Annotated in this window: 16 protein-coding genes; 10 read left to right on the top strand and 6 right to left on the bottom strand. The window is 40.0% G+C overall.

Annotation, left to right across the window (positions count from 1 at the left end; all coding sequences use genetic code 11):
* Genes F9K23_16275 through F9K23_16265 form a run of 3 tightly spaced genes read left to right on the top strand, consistent with a single transcriptional unit; the run spans position 1 to position 1,488 of the window.
* Positions 1 to 474, top strand: coding sequence for a hypothetical protein (locus F9K23_16275; GenBank protein ID KAB2913798.1), 474 nt, complete (start codon positions 1 to 3; stop codon positions 472 to 474).
* A gap of 3 nt (positions 475 to 477) precedes the next feature.
* Positions 478 to 1,014 (top strand): hypothetical protein, encoded by a 537-nt coding sequence (locus tag F9K23_16270; GenBank protein KAB2913797.1) that lies wholly within the window; start codon positions 478 to 480, stop codon positions 1,012 to 1,014.
* A gap of 9 nt (positions 1,015 to 1,023) precedes the next feature.
* Positions 1,024 to 1,488 carry an SRPBCC family protein gene (locus tag F9K23_16265; protein KAB2913796.1) on the top strand — a complete coding sequence of 155 codons (465 nt, stop codon included), beginning with the start codon at positions 1,024 to 1,026 and terminating at the stop codon, positions 1,486 to 1,488.
* A gap of 4 nt (positions 1,489 to 1,492) precedes the next feature.
* Here the strand turns inward: F9K23_16265 and F9K23_16260 are convergent, their stop codons facing one another.
* The 3 genes from F9K23_16260 to F9K23_16250 form a co-directional block, all read right to left on the bottom strand.
* Complete coding sequence (locus tag F9K23_16260; GenBank protein ID KAB2913795.1) at positions 1,493 to 2,260, bottom strand: hypothetical protein; 768 nt, start codon at positions 2,258 to 2,260, stop codon at positions 1,493 to 1,495.
* Positions 2,261 to 2,358: 98 nt separating this feature from the next.
* Positions 2,359 to 3,420, bottom strand: a complete 1,062-nt coding sequence (locus F9K23_16255; protein ID KAB2913794.1) for a hypothetical protein — start codon at positions 3,418 to 3,420, stop codon at positions 2,359 to 2,361.
* Positions 3,421 to 3,497: 77 nt separating this feature from the next.
* Positions 3,498 to 3,692 carry a hypothetical protein gene (locus F9K23_16250; GenBank protein KAB2913793.1) on the bottom strand — a complete coding sequence of 65 codons (195 nt, stop codon included), beginning with the start codon at positions 3,690 to 3,692 and terminating at the stop codon, positions 3,498 to 3,500.
* A gap of 148 nt (positions 3,693 to 3,840) precedes the next feature.
* On the opposite strand from F9K23_16250, the gene F9K23_16245 reads away from it, so the two are divergent.
* The 3 genes from F9K23_16245 to F9K23_16235 all read left to right on the top strand — a co-directional run bounded on the left by F9K23_16245 (position 3,841) and on the right by F9K23_16235 (position 5,958).
* Positions 3,841 to 4,080, top strand: coding sequence for a hypothetical protein (locus tag F9K23_16245; protein ID KAB2913792.1), 240 nt, complete (start codon positions 3,841 to 3,843; stop codon positions 4,078 to 4,080).
* 46 nt (positions 4,081 to 4,126) lie between these two features.
* Positions 4,127 to 5,152: a hypothetical protein gene (locus tag F9K23_16240; protein ID KAB2913791.1), complete on the top strand. Its 1,026-nt coding sequence runs from the start codon at positions 4,127 to 4,129 to the stop codon at positions 5,150 to 5,152.
* Positions 5,153 to 5,250: 98 nt separating this feature from the next.
* Positions 5,251 to 5,958 carry a response regulator transcription factor gene (locus F9K23_16235; GenBank protein KAB2913790.1) on the top strand — a complete coding sequence of 236 codons (708 nt, stop codon included), beginning with the start codon at positions 5,251 to 5,253 and terminating at the stop codon, positions 5,956 to 5,958.
* A gap of 50 nt (positions 5,959 to 6,008) precedes the next feature.
* On the opposite strand, the gene F9K23_16230 is transcribed toward F9K23_16235, so the two are convergent.
* Positions 6,009 to 6,512, bottom strand: coding sequence for a GNAT family N-acetyltransferase (locus F9K23_16230; protein ID KAB2913789.1), 504 nt, complete (start codon positions 6,510 to 6,512; stop codon positions 6,009 to 6,011).
* 76 nt (positions 6,513 to 6,588) lie between these two features.
* A complete protein-coding gene (gene recA, locus F9K23_16225) occupies positions 6,589 to 7,608 on the bottom strand; it encodes a recombinase RecA (GenBank protein KAB2913788.1) in 1,020 nt (339 codons plus the stop codon).
* A 268-nt stretch (positions 7,609 to 7,876) separates the two neighbouring features.
* Between recA and F9K23_16220 the strand changes: the two genes are divergently transcribed.
* The 4 genes from F9K23_16220 to F9K23_16205 all read left to right on the top strand — a co-directional run bounded on the left by F9K23_16220 (position 7,877) and on the right by F9K23_16205 (position 12,280).
* Positions 7,877 to 8,746, top strand: a complete 870-nt coding sequence (locus F9K23_16220) for a hypothetical protein (protein KAB2913787.1) — start codon at positions 7,877 to 7,879, stop codon at positions 8,744 to 8,746.
* 23 nt (positions 8,747 to 8,769) lie between these two features.
* Positions 8,770 to 9,477 (top strand): 16S rRNA (uracil(1498)-N(3))-methyltransferase, encoded by a 708-nt coding sequence (locus F9K23_16215; GenBank protein ID KAB2913786.1) that lies wholly within the window; start codon positions 8,770 to 8,772, stop codon positions 9,475 to 9,477.
* A complete protein-coding gene (locus F9K23_16210) occupies positions 9,474 to 10,133 on the top strand; it encodes a DUF4159 domain-containing protein (GenBank protein ID KAB2913785.1) in 660 nt (219 codons plus the stop codon). The genes F9K23_16215 and F9K23_16210 overlap by 4 nt, the downstream gene beginning before the upstream one ends.
* A gap of 128 nt (positions 10,134 to 10,261) precedes the next feature.
* Positions 10,262 to 12,280: a tail-specific protease gene (locus F9K23_16205; protein ID KAB2913784.1), complete on the top strand. Its 2,019-nt coding sequence runs from the start codon at positions 10,262 to 10,264 to the stop codon at positions 12,278 to 12,280.
* A gap of 135 nt (positions 12,281 to 12,415) precedes the next feature.
* Here F9K23_16205 and F9K23_16200 read toward each other — a convergent pair whose 3' ends face one another.
* Positions 12,416 to 14,536 carry a hypothetical protein gene (locus F9K23_16200; protein KAB2913783.1) on the bottom strand — a complete coding sequence of 707 codons (2,121 nt, stop codon included), beginning with the start codon at positions 14,534 to 14,536 and terminating at the stop codon, positions 12,416 to 12,418.
* Between the last annotated feature and the right edge of the window lies 1 nt (position 14,537).

Raw genomic sequence — 14,537 nt, 5'->3', positions numbered from 1 at the left:
ATGAACATATTCATAACAAGAATTTTCTTTTTGACTGTTGTAACATTCGTTTGCATACAAACAAGTGCCCAACATAACATTGTAGGTAAGTGGGTTTCATCACAAGACGGTGATACCGGTATTTTCAGCTTTCAAAAAAACGGCTTCTTAGCCATTACGGTTGAGGGCGAAACAATGGGCGGTGAGTTATTTGATTTTGAAGGGATGGACGCCTGTGTTACCTACACGCTAAAACCAACAAAAAAGCCCAATATTTTTGAGTTAGATATTTATATACGCTCGGCAAGTAGCGATAGCTCCATTTTTTTAACAGCTCCGGGATTGATAGAGTTTATTGATAAAAGCTCTATAAAAATGGCCATCAACTTTGAGCACGAAGAAATTGGCCCGTTAACTTCTGAGCAAAAAACAAAGCTTAGACCCAAGGACTTATCCCCTGCCAGCGAAGCCATCATATTCAAACGAATTGAATAAACTATGAAACATATTTTACAAATTCTTTTAACCTTTTGTTTAGTACTAGGTTTTTCGGAAACAGAAGCTCAAAACAACCTTAAAGGACGTTGGCTGCACGTGGATGATGCAGGCGACTCAGCCGTGGTTGAGTTAAAAAACAAGAACTTGCTGAGCATTTATTTGATTTTTATGGGTGCTATTGATAGTAGTGAGTTTTTTGTTACCGGTGCAGGTAATGAATTTGGGGAAGGCGATGAAGACGAAGATGAAGAAGGGGGCTCTATGTTGGTGGATGCAAAATACAAAACTTCAAAAACCCATAAAAACCACCTGTATTTTGTGCTTTACCATGCAGGGACTAATAAGCCCTATTTGATTTATCCGCTACTATACAGCCAGCCTTCGCCCGATAAATTAGTGCTTACTGTTTCTGAAGAATATTCTGATTTTATGGACGGAGTACTGTATACCGATGAAAGCTCGTGGAAAAAAGCAGAAGATATTTTACTGAATATGGATCCCGAAAATGTTGAAGAGGTTGAATTTGTACGATGGTAGCTGATAGATATGGCTACCATAACACTCGAAACCCGAATAAATGCCCCGATTGAAACTTGCTTTAATCTTGCAAGAAACATTGATGTGCATCTGCTATCTACCGTCCAGACGCGAGAAAAAGCTGTAGCAGGACGAACTAACGGTTTAATAGAATTTGGTGAAACGGTTACTTGGGAAGCTGTTCATTTTGGAATTAAACAATGTCTAACTGTTAAAATCACCCAATTAGAGTTTCCGAATTTATTTGTGGACGAGATGGTATCCGGTGCCTTTAAAACCATGAAACATATACACCGTTTTGCCGCTACTGAGCAAGGCACGCTGATGACTGATGAGTTTTCTTACACCACTCCGCTGGGTGTTTTAGGCCGCCTATTTGATGTGTCGATTTTAAAAAGATACATGACTGCTTTTTTGCAGAAAAGAAACGGGTTGCTGAAACAACTGGTCGAGAATGCAGCCCAACAAACTTAACCTACTAGTTACGCTTTCCAGTAAACCGATACCTGGTCCATAAATATTGTGGTGAGGGGCCTTCAACTCTATAGTCTATTACAATACTGTCCTTATTATCAACAAATGTTTGAGCTATGAAATCAAAAACACAATCCGTTTTACGGCCCTGACCAGCCCATACGATATATCCAAGTGAAATATCATCATCAAAACAATTTGTTCTTAATAAATTTTTAATGTAAGTCGCCTTTTTAATTGTATCGTAATAAAATGATACTTCATACAAAGTATCGCCAAATTGAGTGGAATTCCCTTTCCATGTACCGGTTATAGGAGAGTTAGCTTGATTACCATTCCAGTTCTTTATAACATCAATACTCTTCACAAAGGTATCCACGCCATCGTCATTTGGGAAGCAGTCAGTCATTGGAGTTCGTGTGGCAATTAACCTTACTTTCAATAATCCCTCGGGCTTATCAAAATTAATAACTGCATTTTGCTTCGTGCTATAATCAATCATACTTCCTATACTCCATCGATATGATTTATAGCCCGGAGGGCCTATCATGTGCAAGGTTAAATAATCATTTATCTTATCAACTTCAAAAAACTCTTTTTCACCTTTATACCAATCAGCAAAGAGTCCAGGCTTCTCTGCAAGAATAATGTCCCCTAAAGGAATTTGTTTATCTGCACAAGGGTTGGGTTTAACCGAATCTTTGTCTTTGCAGTTTTGCAAGAAAAACAAACTGACAGTGCATAGTATTAACAATACTGATAGCTTTTTCATACAATACAAATTTACGTAAAGTGAATTTTTGTTGAAGCGTTCTGCGATGAATGTTGAATAGTTAACACCACATTAACTTAATCAGAAGAATAATAAGCCTAAAACTTCTGCCAATTATAACGGAGCCTGAAAGGCTCACCTTTACCCACAAAAACAAGGTCGCTCACATTGGCTTGGTACACCACCAAGTCACCGTTTATCCAGTAATTATTCACCACTTCGTTCGATATATTTTTCACCTCGCCGTTGCGGTACATCATTAAATTATTCAAGCGGTTTTTAAACACCAGCGTATGGTTAAACACCTTTATACCATTGGGCAAAAAGTATTCTAAAAAGTGAACATTACCCCTGTCAAATACCTTTAAGCGGTTATTCTCGTCCATGTAATACACCAAACCGTCTTGTACCCAATACTTCTCTGGCAAAAACGTTTCAAGACGATACACACTGTCTTTGTAAAACACTTTAAAATCGTTGTTCTTAGTGTGGTACAGCACTATATCGTCACCCACGGTATAAAAATTGGGCGTTAGCTCTTCTAAATCATACACCACACTGCTGTTATATACCTTAAGCCTGCCTGTTTGGTCAAGGTAACCCACAGTATTCAATCCCACCTGATAATTCTCCACCTCATACTGCTCAAGCGTTTTTACCTTTCCGCGTAAAAAAGCCTTAAATATGTAGGCGTTGGTATTATAAGCCACAATGTTTCGCGTAGCTTTATATTCACGCACGGGTATGTTATTAATATTGTATATCGTACCGTCGTAAAACACCTTAAACGCATTGGTACGGTCATAAAAACACACCACACTATCGTGCACAGTATACTCGCCTGAATAAAAACTCAACTTCGTTACATTCTCTTTCCAATACACATACAAATTATTGCTTACAGTAAAGGTGAGCATCCCTCTTGAGAATTGAAAATTTGAGGGAGGGTTTTGTGCTAATTGCTGACTAGTTGCATTTAACGACACTTTGAAAAAGTCCATACGATCAACAAATGCTGCCGACTGAGTACCGAATTTATAATTCTGCACCCTGCGCTCATCCATACGTCTGATAGCACCATCATTATACACATACAAAATACCGAAGGTATCAGTGTATGCAAAAAAGTACTGTGCCGATGAAGTTAAATGAGAACACAAAAACACCGCTAAAACAACAGCGCTTTTTAAAAAGATAGAAGCAAATATGTTATGTGTTGGTTTGATAAGTTGCAAAATTATTCAGCCGCTTTATCACAGTCTTTTGAAACCGGTTGCCCGCAAACCGTGCAAGTGATACCGTCTTTCAGCAACATAGGATTTTTTGATGCACAACCGCCGCGTACCTCGGCATTCTTAACAAAAAACAAGCGGATAGCAAACAGACCGAAGCCGATGCCTAATACCGCCAAAGTCAATAGTATTGTTGCCATGATACAAAAGTAACGAATAAAGCCTCCAAAAATTGTAAAAAGAACTCTGCTTTGCACAACTTTTTGTAGATAAATTTCGTTCTTTTATCCGACGAAGGATGCTTTTAAATAAATTTTGGCTATATATTTGTACTACAAACGGCAAACTATGACATCTATTAAAACCACCGGCAAGCTACTATTGCGTAAAGGCATAGTATATATATTGCTTCTTGCCAATATTGCCGCTTACATTGCCACCGACAACTTTTTTGAAAGCCGCCCTGTAGCTTCTGAACAAGAAGAGAAAAAAGATTTGGTTTCAAATCTTTACACAGGCTGGAAGGTAATCGATTGGAGTTTTTCCCTTATCGATTATTTCCGCAATGTAGGCGAGAGCAAAAAGTAATCTTTAAAGGTTTTACCTACTTTAGCTGTGGTTTTAGCCCACATACATGGTAGCATTTACATTCCGTAGGTATAAATTAGATCATATATTCTTTTGGTTGCTCTACACCCTGTTTTGGGTAATAGTATCAGGCAGCTCTGCGCACATTTCCGAAATCATAAAATCGCTTATTGTAGTCTTCTTTCATGCGGCTACTGCGTATTTTAATATTTATGTATTAGTGCCCCTTTTGCTGCAAAAGCAAAAATACCTGTCGTACTCATTAAGCCTTATATTATCAATTACCCTTACCAGTTTCCCGTTAGCAATTGTTATTTATTATTATTCAGGAGCCGGGCCAACCGGAGCCATTTGGGATATTTGGTCGCAAGAGTTTTTTGTGTTCCATTGTATCACAACTTCGTATGCAGTAGCAATTACGCTAATGCTGCGCTTGTTACTGCAATGGTATGAAAGAGAGCGTGAAAAAGCCGAACTGTTACGACTAACCAGTGAAACCGAGCTTAAATTTCTGAAAGCCCAAATAAATCCGCATTTTCTGTTTAATTGTTTAAATAGTATATACGCGCTTACTTTAAAAAAATCTGACGACGCCCCGCAAATAGTTTTAAAACTGTCTGATATGCTTCGTTATTTATTATATGAAGCAGGAAATGAAAAAGTAACCGTTGATAAAGAAATTAATTACCTAAAAAATTATTTAGAATTAGAACAAATAAGACTGGGTAACAGGGGGGAAATTATTTTTGAGCACACTACCGATAGCGAAGACTATCTTATTGAACCTATGCTGCTTATGCCTTTTGTTGAAAATAGTTTTAAGCACGGACTTAACATGAAAGCAACAGACGGTTGGGTAAAAATCATCTTACACATAAGCAACGGAAAATTACACTTTAGCATCAGTAATAATAAAGGGGCAAAAAACTACGTTACAGGTAACGAAGTAGGCGGAATTGGCATAGAAAATGTTAAAAAAAGGTTAGAGATGTTATACAAAAACTCCCACGGGTTGCAGGTGGTTGATGGAGAAGATGTATATGAAGTGACTTTGAATTTAGAAATTGATTGATTTTTACCCTACGGTTACATACTTTACAGCAAACTTTGCGTTTATTAAAATAATTACACACACTTTTGCAATTTTCAACCAACCTAAAAACAGATGTTATGACAGTAAGCTGTCTGATTGTTGATGATGAACCCCTGGCGCAAGACATCCTTGACAGTTATGTAAAGAAAACGCCTCAACTAAATTTAGTAGGTATTTGCAGCAATGCTATCGAAGCACTTGAGAAGATGAAGCATAATCAAGTGGATTTGATTTTTCTTGACATACAGATGCCGGAAATTACCGGAATTGATTTTCTACGCTCATTAAAAGACCCTCCGATGGTTATTTTTACTACTGCATACCAAAATTATGCGGTGGAAGGATTTGAATTAAACGCCATCGACTATTTGCTTAAACCCTTTTCACAAGACCGATTCCTAAAAGCAGTACGCAAAGCTGAAGAACTGTTTGTGCTTAAAAATGAGCACAGCCAGCGTGAAGACGATTATATTTTTATAAAATCAGACCAAAAACTGCAAAAGGTAAGCTACAACGATATTTTATTTGTTGAAGCACTTGCTGATTATGTTAAAATTCACACCCCCGAAAAACGTTATATAACCCTGCAAACCATGAAAAACATGGAGGAAAAACTACCCGAAAGGTATTTTAAAAGGGTGCACCGCTCGTTTATTGTAGCGTTGGATAAAATTATAACTATTGTGGGTGGTAATGTTGAAATAAACGGTCAAAAAATACCTATTGGTAAAAACTATAAAGAAGGTTTTTACGACGCACTTAAAAAGAATAACATATTGAAATAACGGTTACACACTTTTTCAAATATTGGTAAGCCCCCACAAAAGGGGCTTTTTTATTGTATAGGCTTTTCAAAACAGAAAAAATGAGCTTCCCTACCCTCAAAAAATATTTGCCCGCAATTGTTATACCCTCTGTTGCTATACAAGGTTACGGAGCGAGCATTAACACTATACGAATCTAAACGAATGGCAGCATACCCGTTTTCTTTTGCAAAACCCTCGGCAAAATCCATTAATTGCCGTGCTATACCTTGCTTCTGAAAATCAGGGGCAACAGCCAGCCGATGTACCACTAATATCTTTCCGTGTAAACATCTCCAATCAACCGACGAGTATTCAGGTGATTGCTTCTCGTTTAAGCATATAAGCCCTATACATTTCCCTCCTTCAATCATCCCAAACAACTCCTGCGCTTGTATATCCCCCTCAACGGTAGATAGTACAGGGTATTTATCAGTCCACTGAAAAATACCTTGCATGTCTAGTGCGGCCTTACAATCCTTGTAAATAGTAAATACCTCGTCTAATCGCTCAATATTTATTTTCTCAATCGCCATAAAAAAACTTTACCCGCAATATCGGCAAGCAACGCCAATAATTGCGGGTAAATGTATATCAGATAAAAGAATGCTATTAATCTACTTCGGCTTTAATTTTTAGGCCGCTCTTAGCAATCTCACGTATTTTCACATCAATTTCTTCGCACAGTTCAGGATTGTCTTTCAACAACTGGCGCACTGCATCACGGCCTTGCCCCAACTTGGTATCGTTGTAGCTAAACCACGAACCGCTTTTCTTAATGATATCGTAATCAACGCCCATATCAATAATCTCACCGATGCGAGAAATACCCTGACCGTACAAAATATCAAACTCTACTACACGGAACGGAGGAGCCACTTTGTTTTTAGCAACCTTCACCTTGGTGCGGTTACCTACTATTTCCATACCCTCTTTAAGCTGACCTATGCGGCGTATATCCAAACGTACTGAAGCATAAAACTTCAATGCATTACCCCCTGTGGTGGTTTCAGGGTTACCAAACATCACCCCTATTTTCTCACGCAACTGGTTGATGAAAATACAAATACAGCCGGTTTTATTAATTGTACCTGTTAGTTTACGCAACGCTTGCGACATCAAACGGGCTTGCAAACCCATTTTACTGTCACCCATATCGCCTTCAATCTCAGCCTTGGGAACCAACGCCGCAACGGAGTCAATTACCAACACATCAATAGCGCCTGAACGTATCAGGTTATCAGCAATTTCAAGTGCTTGCTCACCGTCATCAGGCTGAGAAATCAATAAGTTGTCTGTATCTATCCCTAATGCCTGTGCGTAGGTTTTATCAAATGCGTGTTCAGCATCCACAATGGCGCAAATACCGCCCTTTTTCTGTGCTTCGGCAATGCAATGCATGGCCAGCGTAGTTTTACCTGACGATTCAGGCCCGTATATCTCAATCACCCTGCCGCGCGGGAAACCACCCACTCCCAGTGCCACATCCAAGCCTAATGAACCGGTCGACACTGCTTCTACCTCCTCTACCCTGTCGTCGCTCATCTTCATCACCACACCTTTGCCATAGGCCTTTTCCAAGCGTTCTATGGTTGACTGTAAAACTTTTAGTTTTTCTGTATTCTCGGCCATATTTTTCTGTTAATTTCGTAAGGCAAATGTAATACGATTTGAATAGCAACTGCAAGATGTGGATAAATTTTTCATCTTTTTAATGTTGAATTTTCAAACAAAACATTTCTATCACTTGTAACACTTGTGTTTCGGGCACTTTCATGTATCTTTTACTGGTAAGTAGGATTATACAATCACATGAAATCCCTTTCAACCCGAAAAATGAGCCTTTACAAATGAAAATTTGTTTTATTTTAACACCAACATCGTATTTTTAACGTCACAAATGACATCTATAAAAACACACAGTATTGCAATTAACGTTCGCATAAAACGTTATAACACTATGGTGTGGTTTTTATGCTTGCTCTCGATATTGGCTTCGTGCACAGAAAAAACGCAGGAAACACCTTTGGGTGTATACGCTAAAATTGGAAAAATTCCCCCTCCTGATGGCTTTGTAAGAGATACAACCGGAATAGACAGTTTTGCTTTGTATCTCCGTAATCTTGATTTGAAAGAGGATAAAACCGTGTATTTATATAACGGTCAGAAGAAAACGAACCAAGATGCACAGTTTGCAGTAGTTAAAATGGACGTTGGCAACCGCGATTTACAACAATGCGCCGATGCTGTGATACGATTGCGGGCAGAGTATTTATTCGGCAGAAAAGAGTACAAACGCATCCATTATAACTTTACCAACGGTGAGCGGGCTGAGTATAAATCGTATGCAGAAGGTGACCGCCCTGTGTTACTAAATAACCAAGTGCGTTGGGCACGGACCGCAAAAAGAGATTACAGCTACAAAACTTTTAGAAAGTATTTAGATGTGGTATTTACCTACGCAGGCACATTATCACTAAATGCGGAACTCATGAAAATATCGGTGGATGAAATTCAGCCCGGAGATATTTTTATACAAACCGGCTACCCATACGGGCACGCGGTGATGGTGGCTGATGTTGCCATAAACAAACAAACCGGCCAACGTGCATTTATGCTGGTGCAAAGCTATATGCCCGCACAGGAAATACACGTGTTAAAAAATCCGGATAAAAATAATAATCCGTGGTACACTATTGCCTACGGACATGATTTACACACCCCTGAGTGGACCTTTAAATCTATCGACTTAAGGCGGTTTAACGACTAATGTGATTACTTTTGCTACTGCAAATGCAGCTTTTTTACTCACCTAACATTCAAAATAATACAATACGGATAGAGGATGAAGAGTTTCATCACCTGAAAGTATTGCGTAAAGCGGTAGGCAGCGAACTTGCCGTAACCGATGGTAAGGGAAATTTATTTAGTGCCCGCATTACTGAAATTGCCAAGCACCATTGCCTTGCCGAAATTGAAAACACAACACACGTTGAGCCTCCTACACATCAACTGCACGTTGTTGTGGCACCCACCAAAAATATTGACCGTATTGAGTGGCTGGTTGAAAAACTAACCGAGATTGGCGTGGCTAAAATCAGTTTTATACAATGCACCCACTCTGAACGTAAGGTGCTTAAAACTGAGCGATTAAACAAAATTGCGCTTTCGGCCATGAAACAATCGTTGCAGTTTTACTTACCCCAGTTAAATGAGCTACAAACTTTTGATGATTTTATAAAGGCAACTCCGCAAAATACCAACCTGTTTATGGGGTATTGCGAAACCGAAAACACACAACACTTGCTTTCCCAACCGTTTACTTATCAAAACTCAGTGATATTAATAGGACCCGAAGGGGATTTTAGCCCCGCCGAGGTACAAGCTGCACAAAAAGCAGGTTTTGAGGCGATATCGTTGGGGGCAAACCGTTTGCGCACTGAAACTGCCGCAATGGTTGCTGCTACACTCATAAATGCTAAATTTGAAGTTAACCCATGAAACTAAAGCACATCACGCTACTGCTGATAACTTTTATAGTATTCTCTTCGTTGGCTCCTCCCCCGTCGTTTAAAATCGCACGGCTAAAATATGGAGGCGGCGGCGATTGGTATGCCAACAAAACTTCGTTGCCCAATCTTATCCGTTTTTGCAATAACAATCTGGATATGAATATCGACCCTGACGAGGCAACGGCTGAACCCGGCAGTGCTGAGATTTTCAATTACCCTTTTATACACATGACCGGCCACGGAAACTTTGTGTTTACCGACCAAGAGGCCGAAAATTTACGCAACTACCTAATGGGGGGCGGCTTTTTGCACATTGATGACAACTACGGCTTAGACCCTTATGTTCGCCCGCAAATGAAAAAAGTATTTCCTGATTTGGATTTTGTAGAGCTGCCATTTAGCCATCCTATTTATCATCAGAAATATAATTTCCCCAACGGGTTGCCTAAAATACACGAACACGATAACAAACCGCCGCAAGGCTTCGGGTTGTTGTATGAGGGACGTTTGGTATGCTTTTACACTTACGAGTGTGATTTGGGCAACGGCTGGGAAGATGCCGGAGTGCACAATGATAGCGAAGAAAAGCGCCAAAAAGCCCTGCAAATGGGTGCTAATATGCTACAGTTTGCCTTTACACAGTAGACTTAGGCAATCGTTTAACCGTCATAAGAGAACATTAGCAGGATAATTTTACCTTTTCATCTTAATTTGTATGCAAGGGTAAGTAAATGGAATAATCATTGTAAACTATTTTGGAGAGAGAACGACGTATGTTGAAGAAATTTTTTGTAGCCCTCGGGGCCTTTTGGATAATTGCTGCCAGTGCACAGCAAGATAGCACTTCCCTATCATCACTAAACCTGCAACCTATGCCCCGCCACCAGCAAATCAGTCAGGTGGTAACAGGATTGCTTAACAGTGAAGCATATCACAAAGTTGAAATTGATGATGAGTTGAGCAAAAAAGTATTTAAAGAATACCTTGCTGCCGTTGATTACACTCGCAGCTTCTTCTTACAAAGCGATATTGACAGGTTTGCAAAAGATGAACTAAAGCTTGATAACTACCTGCAAGACGGTAAACTGGCATTTGCATACGATGTTTACAATACCTTTTTAATGCGTGCCGAAGACCGCATTGCCTTTACCCGCACGTTGCTTGAAGACTCGATGGACTTTAGTGCCAACGACTCGTTTGAGGTGGATCGGGAAACATCGCCTTGGAGTGCTAGCAAAAGTGAGTGGGATAAATTATGGACGAACAAGATTAAATACGAATGCCTTAGCATGATTGCTACCGGTAAAGACTGGAAAAGCACTTCGGATGTAGTGCGTAAACGTTACGATAACTACGAAAGACAATTGAAGAAAATGAAAAGCGAGGACGTATATGATATTTTCATGAACTCGTTTACTACCATCATAGACCCTCATACCAACTATTTCTCTCCGCGCGTTGCCGAAGACTTTAATATCGGCTCATCGCTTTCTTTAGAAGGTATCGGAGCTACCCTGCAAACCGAAGGCGAATACACCAAAGTGCGCGAGGTAGTAAAAGGCGGCCCTGCCGACCTTAGCGGCAAAGTACTGGCCAACGACCGCATTGTGGCCGTTGCACAAGGTGATACAGGCGAGTTTGTAGATGTGTTGGGCTGGCGAATAGACGACGTAGTATCTTTAATCCGCGGTAAAAAAGGCACCGTTGTCCGTCTTAAAATTATTGACGCAAAAGCTGCCGTAACAGATAAAAATAAAGAAGTACGCATAGTACGTGATAAAATTAAACTTGAAGACCAAGCTGCTAAAGGCGAGATACAAGAAATTAAACGCGGTAAAACCACCTACAAAGCAGGGGTGATAAAATTGCCCTCGTTTTATTATGATTTCCAAGGAGCAAAATCGGGCGACAAAAGTTTCAAAAGCACCAGCTTTGATGTAAAAATGATTATAGACAGTCTTACCAAAATCGGCATCGACGGTTTAGTAATTGACTTGCGTAACAACGGTGGCGGTGCGCTATTGGAAGCCATAAAACTTACGGGACTGTTTATCAAAAACGGCCCTGTGGTAGAGGTGAAATACACTGATGGCAAAATTGATGTTGAATCTGACAACGACCCAAGCATAGCTTACAGCGGACCGTTGGTAGTATTGGTAAACCGCTTTAGTGCCAGTGCATCAGAAATTTTTGCAGCAGCCATCCAAGATTATGGTCGCGGTATCATAGTAGGTGAACAAACACACGGTAAAGGCACTGTACAAACAGTTGCCGACCTTAATCCTTATTTGTTTCTTCCCAAAGGTGAAAATGCAGGACAGTTAAAGATAACTATGGCAAAATTCTATCGTGTAAACGGCAGCAGTACCCAAATAAAAGGAGTAATCCCTGACGTGGCTTTACCCAGCTTGTATGCAAGCAAAGAGTTTGGCGAAGACGAAAGCCCATACGCTTTGCCTTGGGATCAAATTAAGGGCGCTGATTATACCAAAACAGCCGACCTTTCAGCCAAACGCAGCCAATTGGTTGAAGCGCATAACAACCGTATGAAGAAGAACAACGCCTACAAGTTTTTACTTGAAGACGTAACATCAGTTGAAATTGCGCGTAACCGCCGCTATGTAAGCGTGCAGTTTGAAACCTACAAGCGTGAAATAGACAAAAACGAAAAAGAGAAAAAAGCCCGTGAAGCACAGATTGAGAAACTTGAAAAAGACGGCAACTACCAAAAAGATTTAATCCTGCGCGAAGGTCTTGAGGTGTTGCTTGACTTTAAACTAATCAAGTCATAATAATTGACCACGGTGAATGATACTAAAAAGGGGGCTTATGCCCCCTTTTCTTTTAATACATTTTGACAAACCATATCCCAAAAAAGCAATCTGCAATTTGATAAGTCTCTTATAGCTTTATACAGCAATTTACATTTAATATCCCAAAATATAATTAGCTCTTATGAACATATATGTTTCTGTATAATTATTTATCGGGTTCCCTTGCTCTGTATACGGGGCTGTTGCCGCTTCAACATAAAGCACCAGTGGCTTAAGAGATTTCTTAAACCCTCTGTAAGTGGCAAACACTCGCATTAGCGGTCGCACCGATGCCACACTGTACTGTGAAGCCCCCACTCGGTTAGCAAAATATCCAGCACCAACTTCCAACCCTTGTTTAGCGAATTTATACTGCCCCCATGTTCCGTATGTAGAGGTTAATGAGCCGTAATTGCTGCTTACCAACTCAATTCTTGACATACTGTATTGATAATTGAGCGTCAGCGGAACACTAAATGTTTGTTGCAAACTAGCAGAATACAGCTGTGTAGTATTATTATTCAACGGATTGGTAATGTCTTTACGGTTCGATTGAACCAAATTTAAATTAATGGTATTCTTTATCGTTCCTGTTTTAAATGTGTGTGACAATGCTGCTGTGTATGTTATAACATCATCGTTGTTAAGAAAATACACCGACACTTCCCTGCCTGTTACGCTGCTGCGTCGCTGTTGCTGCATGGCACTTATTATAAGTGACGGCCATTTATCGTTAGGCTTGATGGTAAGCATTCCTGCATAAATATTGGTAAATAACGTTGTAAACGAGGTTTTGCTAAGGTTATTCTGCAAATATTGATAGCGCAGATAACCGCTCACGGCACGTTTAAAAAAGTTAAAACGGTCTTGAAACTCCCAACTCCGTTGGTCGGCTCTTACAAAAGGATTGGCCATTGATATATATGCCGAGCCGAATTTTTTATTCTCTACAAAAAACTGATGATGACGACCCAATTTAAATGTAGTGTTTATATACGAGGTAATAGAACGGTTTGAGGGGATAATAGTTGACTCATTAATAATTAAAATTGAGGTGTATTTCTGTGGATCGTAGGGGTTATTAGGGTCTCCGAGTACTGAGTCGATTTCAGCTTTCGAAATAGCCCCCTTTGAAATATCATTGGTAAACCCGCTCATCGCTACACCGTACGAAAATTTTACTCGTTGATCATACCCGGTAATTGTTTGGTCAACACCAATAACCACATTATCCTTGGGCGCAACTCCGTATTTAATGCTGTTTACAACATCTTTAGCACGCATTACTGTAAAGCCTAAATAACTACCTTCAGAAAAAGTTCTGAATTGTAAACGTGCTGCACTTACTGTACGCTTATAGGTGCCGGGCATCATATAGGTTGAGTCGGTTTGTAAATTAGGGGGCGCAGGTTCATTTGCTCCCAAACGATACAGTTGCCCCTCAACTTCTCTTGCTAATAATCCCCTAAGCAGTTTAAGTTCAATATGTTTGTACTTAAGTGCGAGCATCGCCCCCTTTACCCGTGTTCCTGTCATTACCAAACGGTCAAAAACAGGGTTTATGTCACCTGCTGTTAACTGTATTCCCCGCCAGCCTATGTTGGCCTGCACATAATTGCGTGATTGAAAATTCCGTCCGTATAGGTATTCATCCGAAGTATAAAACCCTCTTAACCCAAAATTCCATTGAGAGTTTTGAACCCGTAAATCTCCCCCGAATTGGCTGGTGTGGGGCGGTTCTTGCCGTAAACTACTACCAGCCCCGCTAAGATTAGTGATACGGGTTTCGGCCATAATATTACCATACACTCTAAAAGTATCTTTTGCTACGGCAAAAGAATCCTGATTGGGAAACTTAATGTAAAAACTCCACTTAAAAGGCTCAAAAAGATAACCGGTTGTTGATACTACTTCGGCTTCTACAAGGTGTTTACCGGGTTTTAGCGGTTTGGTATAAATGGTAGTAAACACATTATTGGCCAATGCCTTTACATTACCGTCAATCATTTGATTATCTACAAAAATGCGCATTGAGCTTGCATCCAGCGAATAATCTTTACTAAAGGCAACACGGATATAAATACCATCGTTACCATTGGCAATTACGCTGTCAGGCGCGGGCGAAATCGGCTTCCACAAATGTTTCTCAGCACCGGTATACTCTTGTGCTGATACTTCACTTGCATACCCGATAACAAAAACTACAAAACAATACAGGCGTAGAACTCTTATCATA

The sequence above is a fragment of the Bacteroidota bacterium genome, assembly GCA_008933805.1.
In the GTDB taxonomy this organism is placed as follows: domain Bacteria; phylum Bacteroidota; class Bacteroidia; order UBA8524; family UBA8524; genus SB11.
This window is presented reverse-complemented; position numbering and strand designations above follow the sequence as displayed.

Bases quoted from the DNA above. Each gene is read 5' to 3' on its own strand.
- F9K23_16240 (KAB2913791.1), top strand. From the start codon at position 4,127: ATGGTAGCATTTACATTCCGTAGGTATAAATTAGATCATATATTCTTT.
- F9K23_16200 (KAB2913783.1), bottom strand. From the start codon at position 14,536: ATGATAAGAGTTCTACGCCTGTATTGTTTTGTAGTTTTTGTTATCGGG.
- F9K23_16270 (KAB2913797.1), top strand. From the start codon at position 478: ATGAAACATATTTTACAAATTCTTTTAACCTTTTGTTTAGTACTAGGT.
- F9K23_16215 (KAB2913786.1), top strand. From the start codon at position 8,770: ATGCAGCTTTTTTACTCACCTAACATTCAAAATAATACAATACGGATA.
- F9K23_16235 (KAB2913790.1), top strand. From the start codon at position 5,251: ATGACAGTAAGCTGTCTGATTGTTGATGATGAACCCCTGGCGCAAGAC.
- F9K23_16265 (KAB2913796.1), top strand. From the start codon at position 1,024: ATGGCTACCATAACACTCGAAACCCGAATAAATGCCCCGATTGAAACT.
- F9K23_16250 (KAB2913793.1), bottom strand. From the start codon at position 3,692: ATGGCAACAATACTATTGACTTTGGCGGTATTAGGCATCGGCTTCGGT.
- F9K23_16275 (KAB2913798.1), top strand. From the start codon at position 1: ATGAACATATTCATAACAAGAATTTTCTTTTTGACTGTTGTAACATTC.
- F9K23_16260 (KAB2913795.1), bottom strand. From the start codon at position 2,260: ATGAAAAAGCTATCAGTATTGTTAATACTATGCACTGTCAGTTTGTTT.
- F9K23_16210 (KAB2913785.1), top strand. From the start codon at position 9,474: ATGAAACTAAAGCACATCACGCTACTGCTGATAACTTTTATAGTATTC.
- recA (KAB2913788.1), bottom strand. From the start codon at position 7,608: ATGGCCGAGAATACAGAAAAACTAAAAGTTTTACAGTCAACCATAGAA.
- F9K23_16245 (KAB2913792.1), top strand. From the start codon at position 3,841: ATGACATCTATTAAAACCACCGGCAAGCTACTATTGCGTAAAGGCATA.
- F9K23_16205 (KAB2913784.1), top strand. From the start codon at position 10,262: ATGTTGAAGAAATTTTTTGTAGCCCTCGGGGCCTTTTGGATAATTGCT.
- F9K23_16230 (KAB2913789.1), bottom strand. From the start codon at position 6,512: ATGGCGATTGAGAAAATAAATATTGAGCGATTAGACGAGGTATTTACT.
- F9K23_16220 (KAB2913787.1), top strand. From the start codon at position 7,877: ATGACATCTATAAAAACACACAGTATTGCAATTAACGTTCGCATAAAA.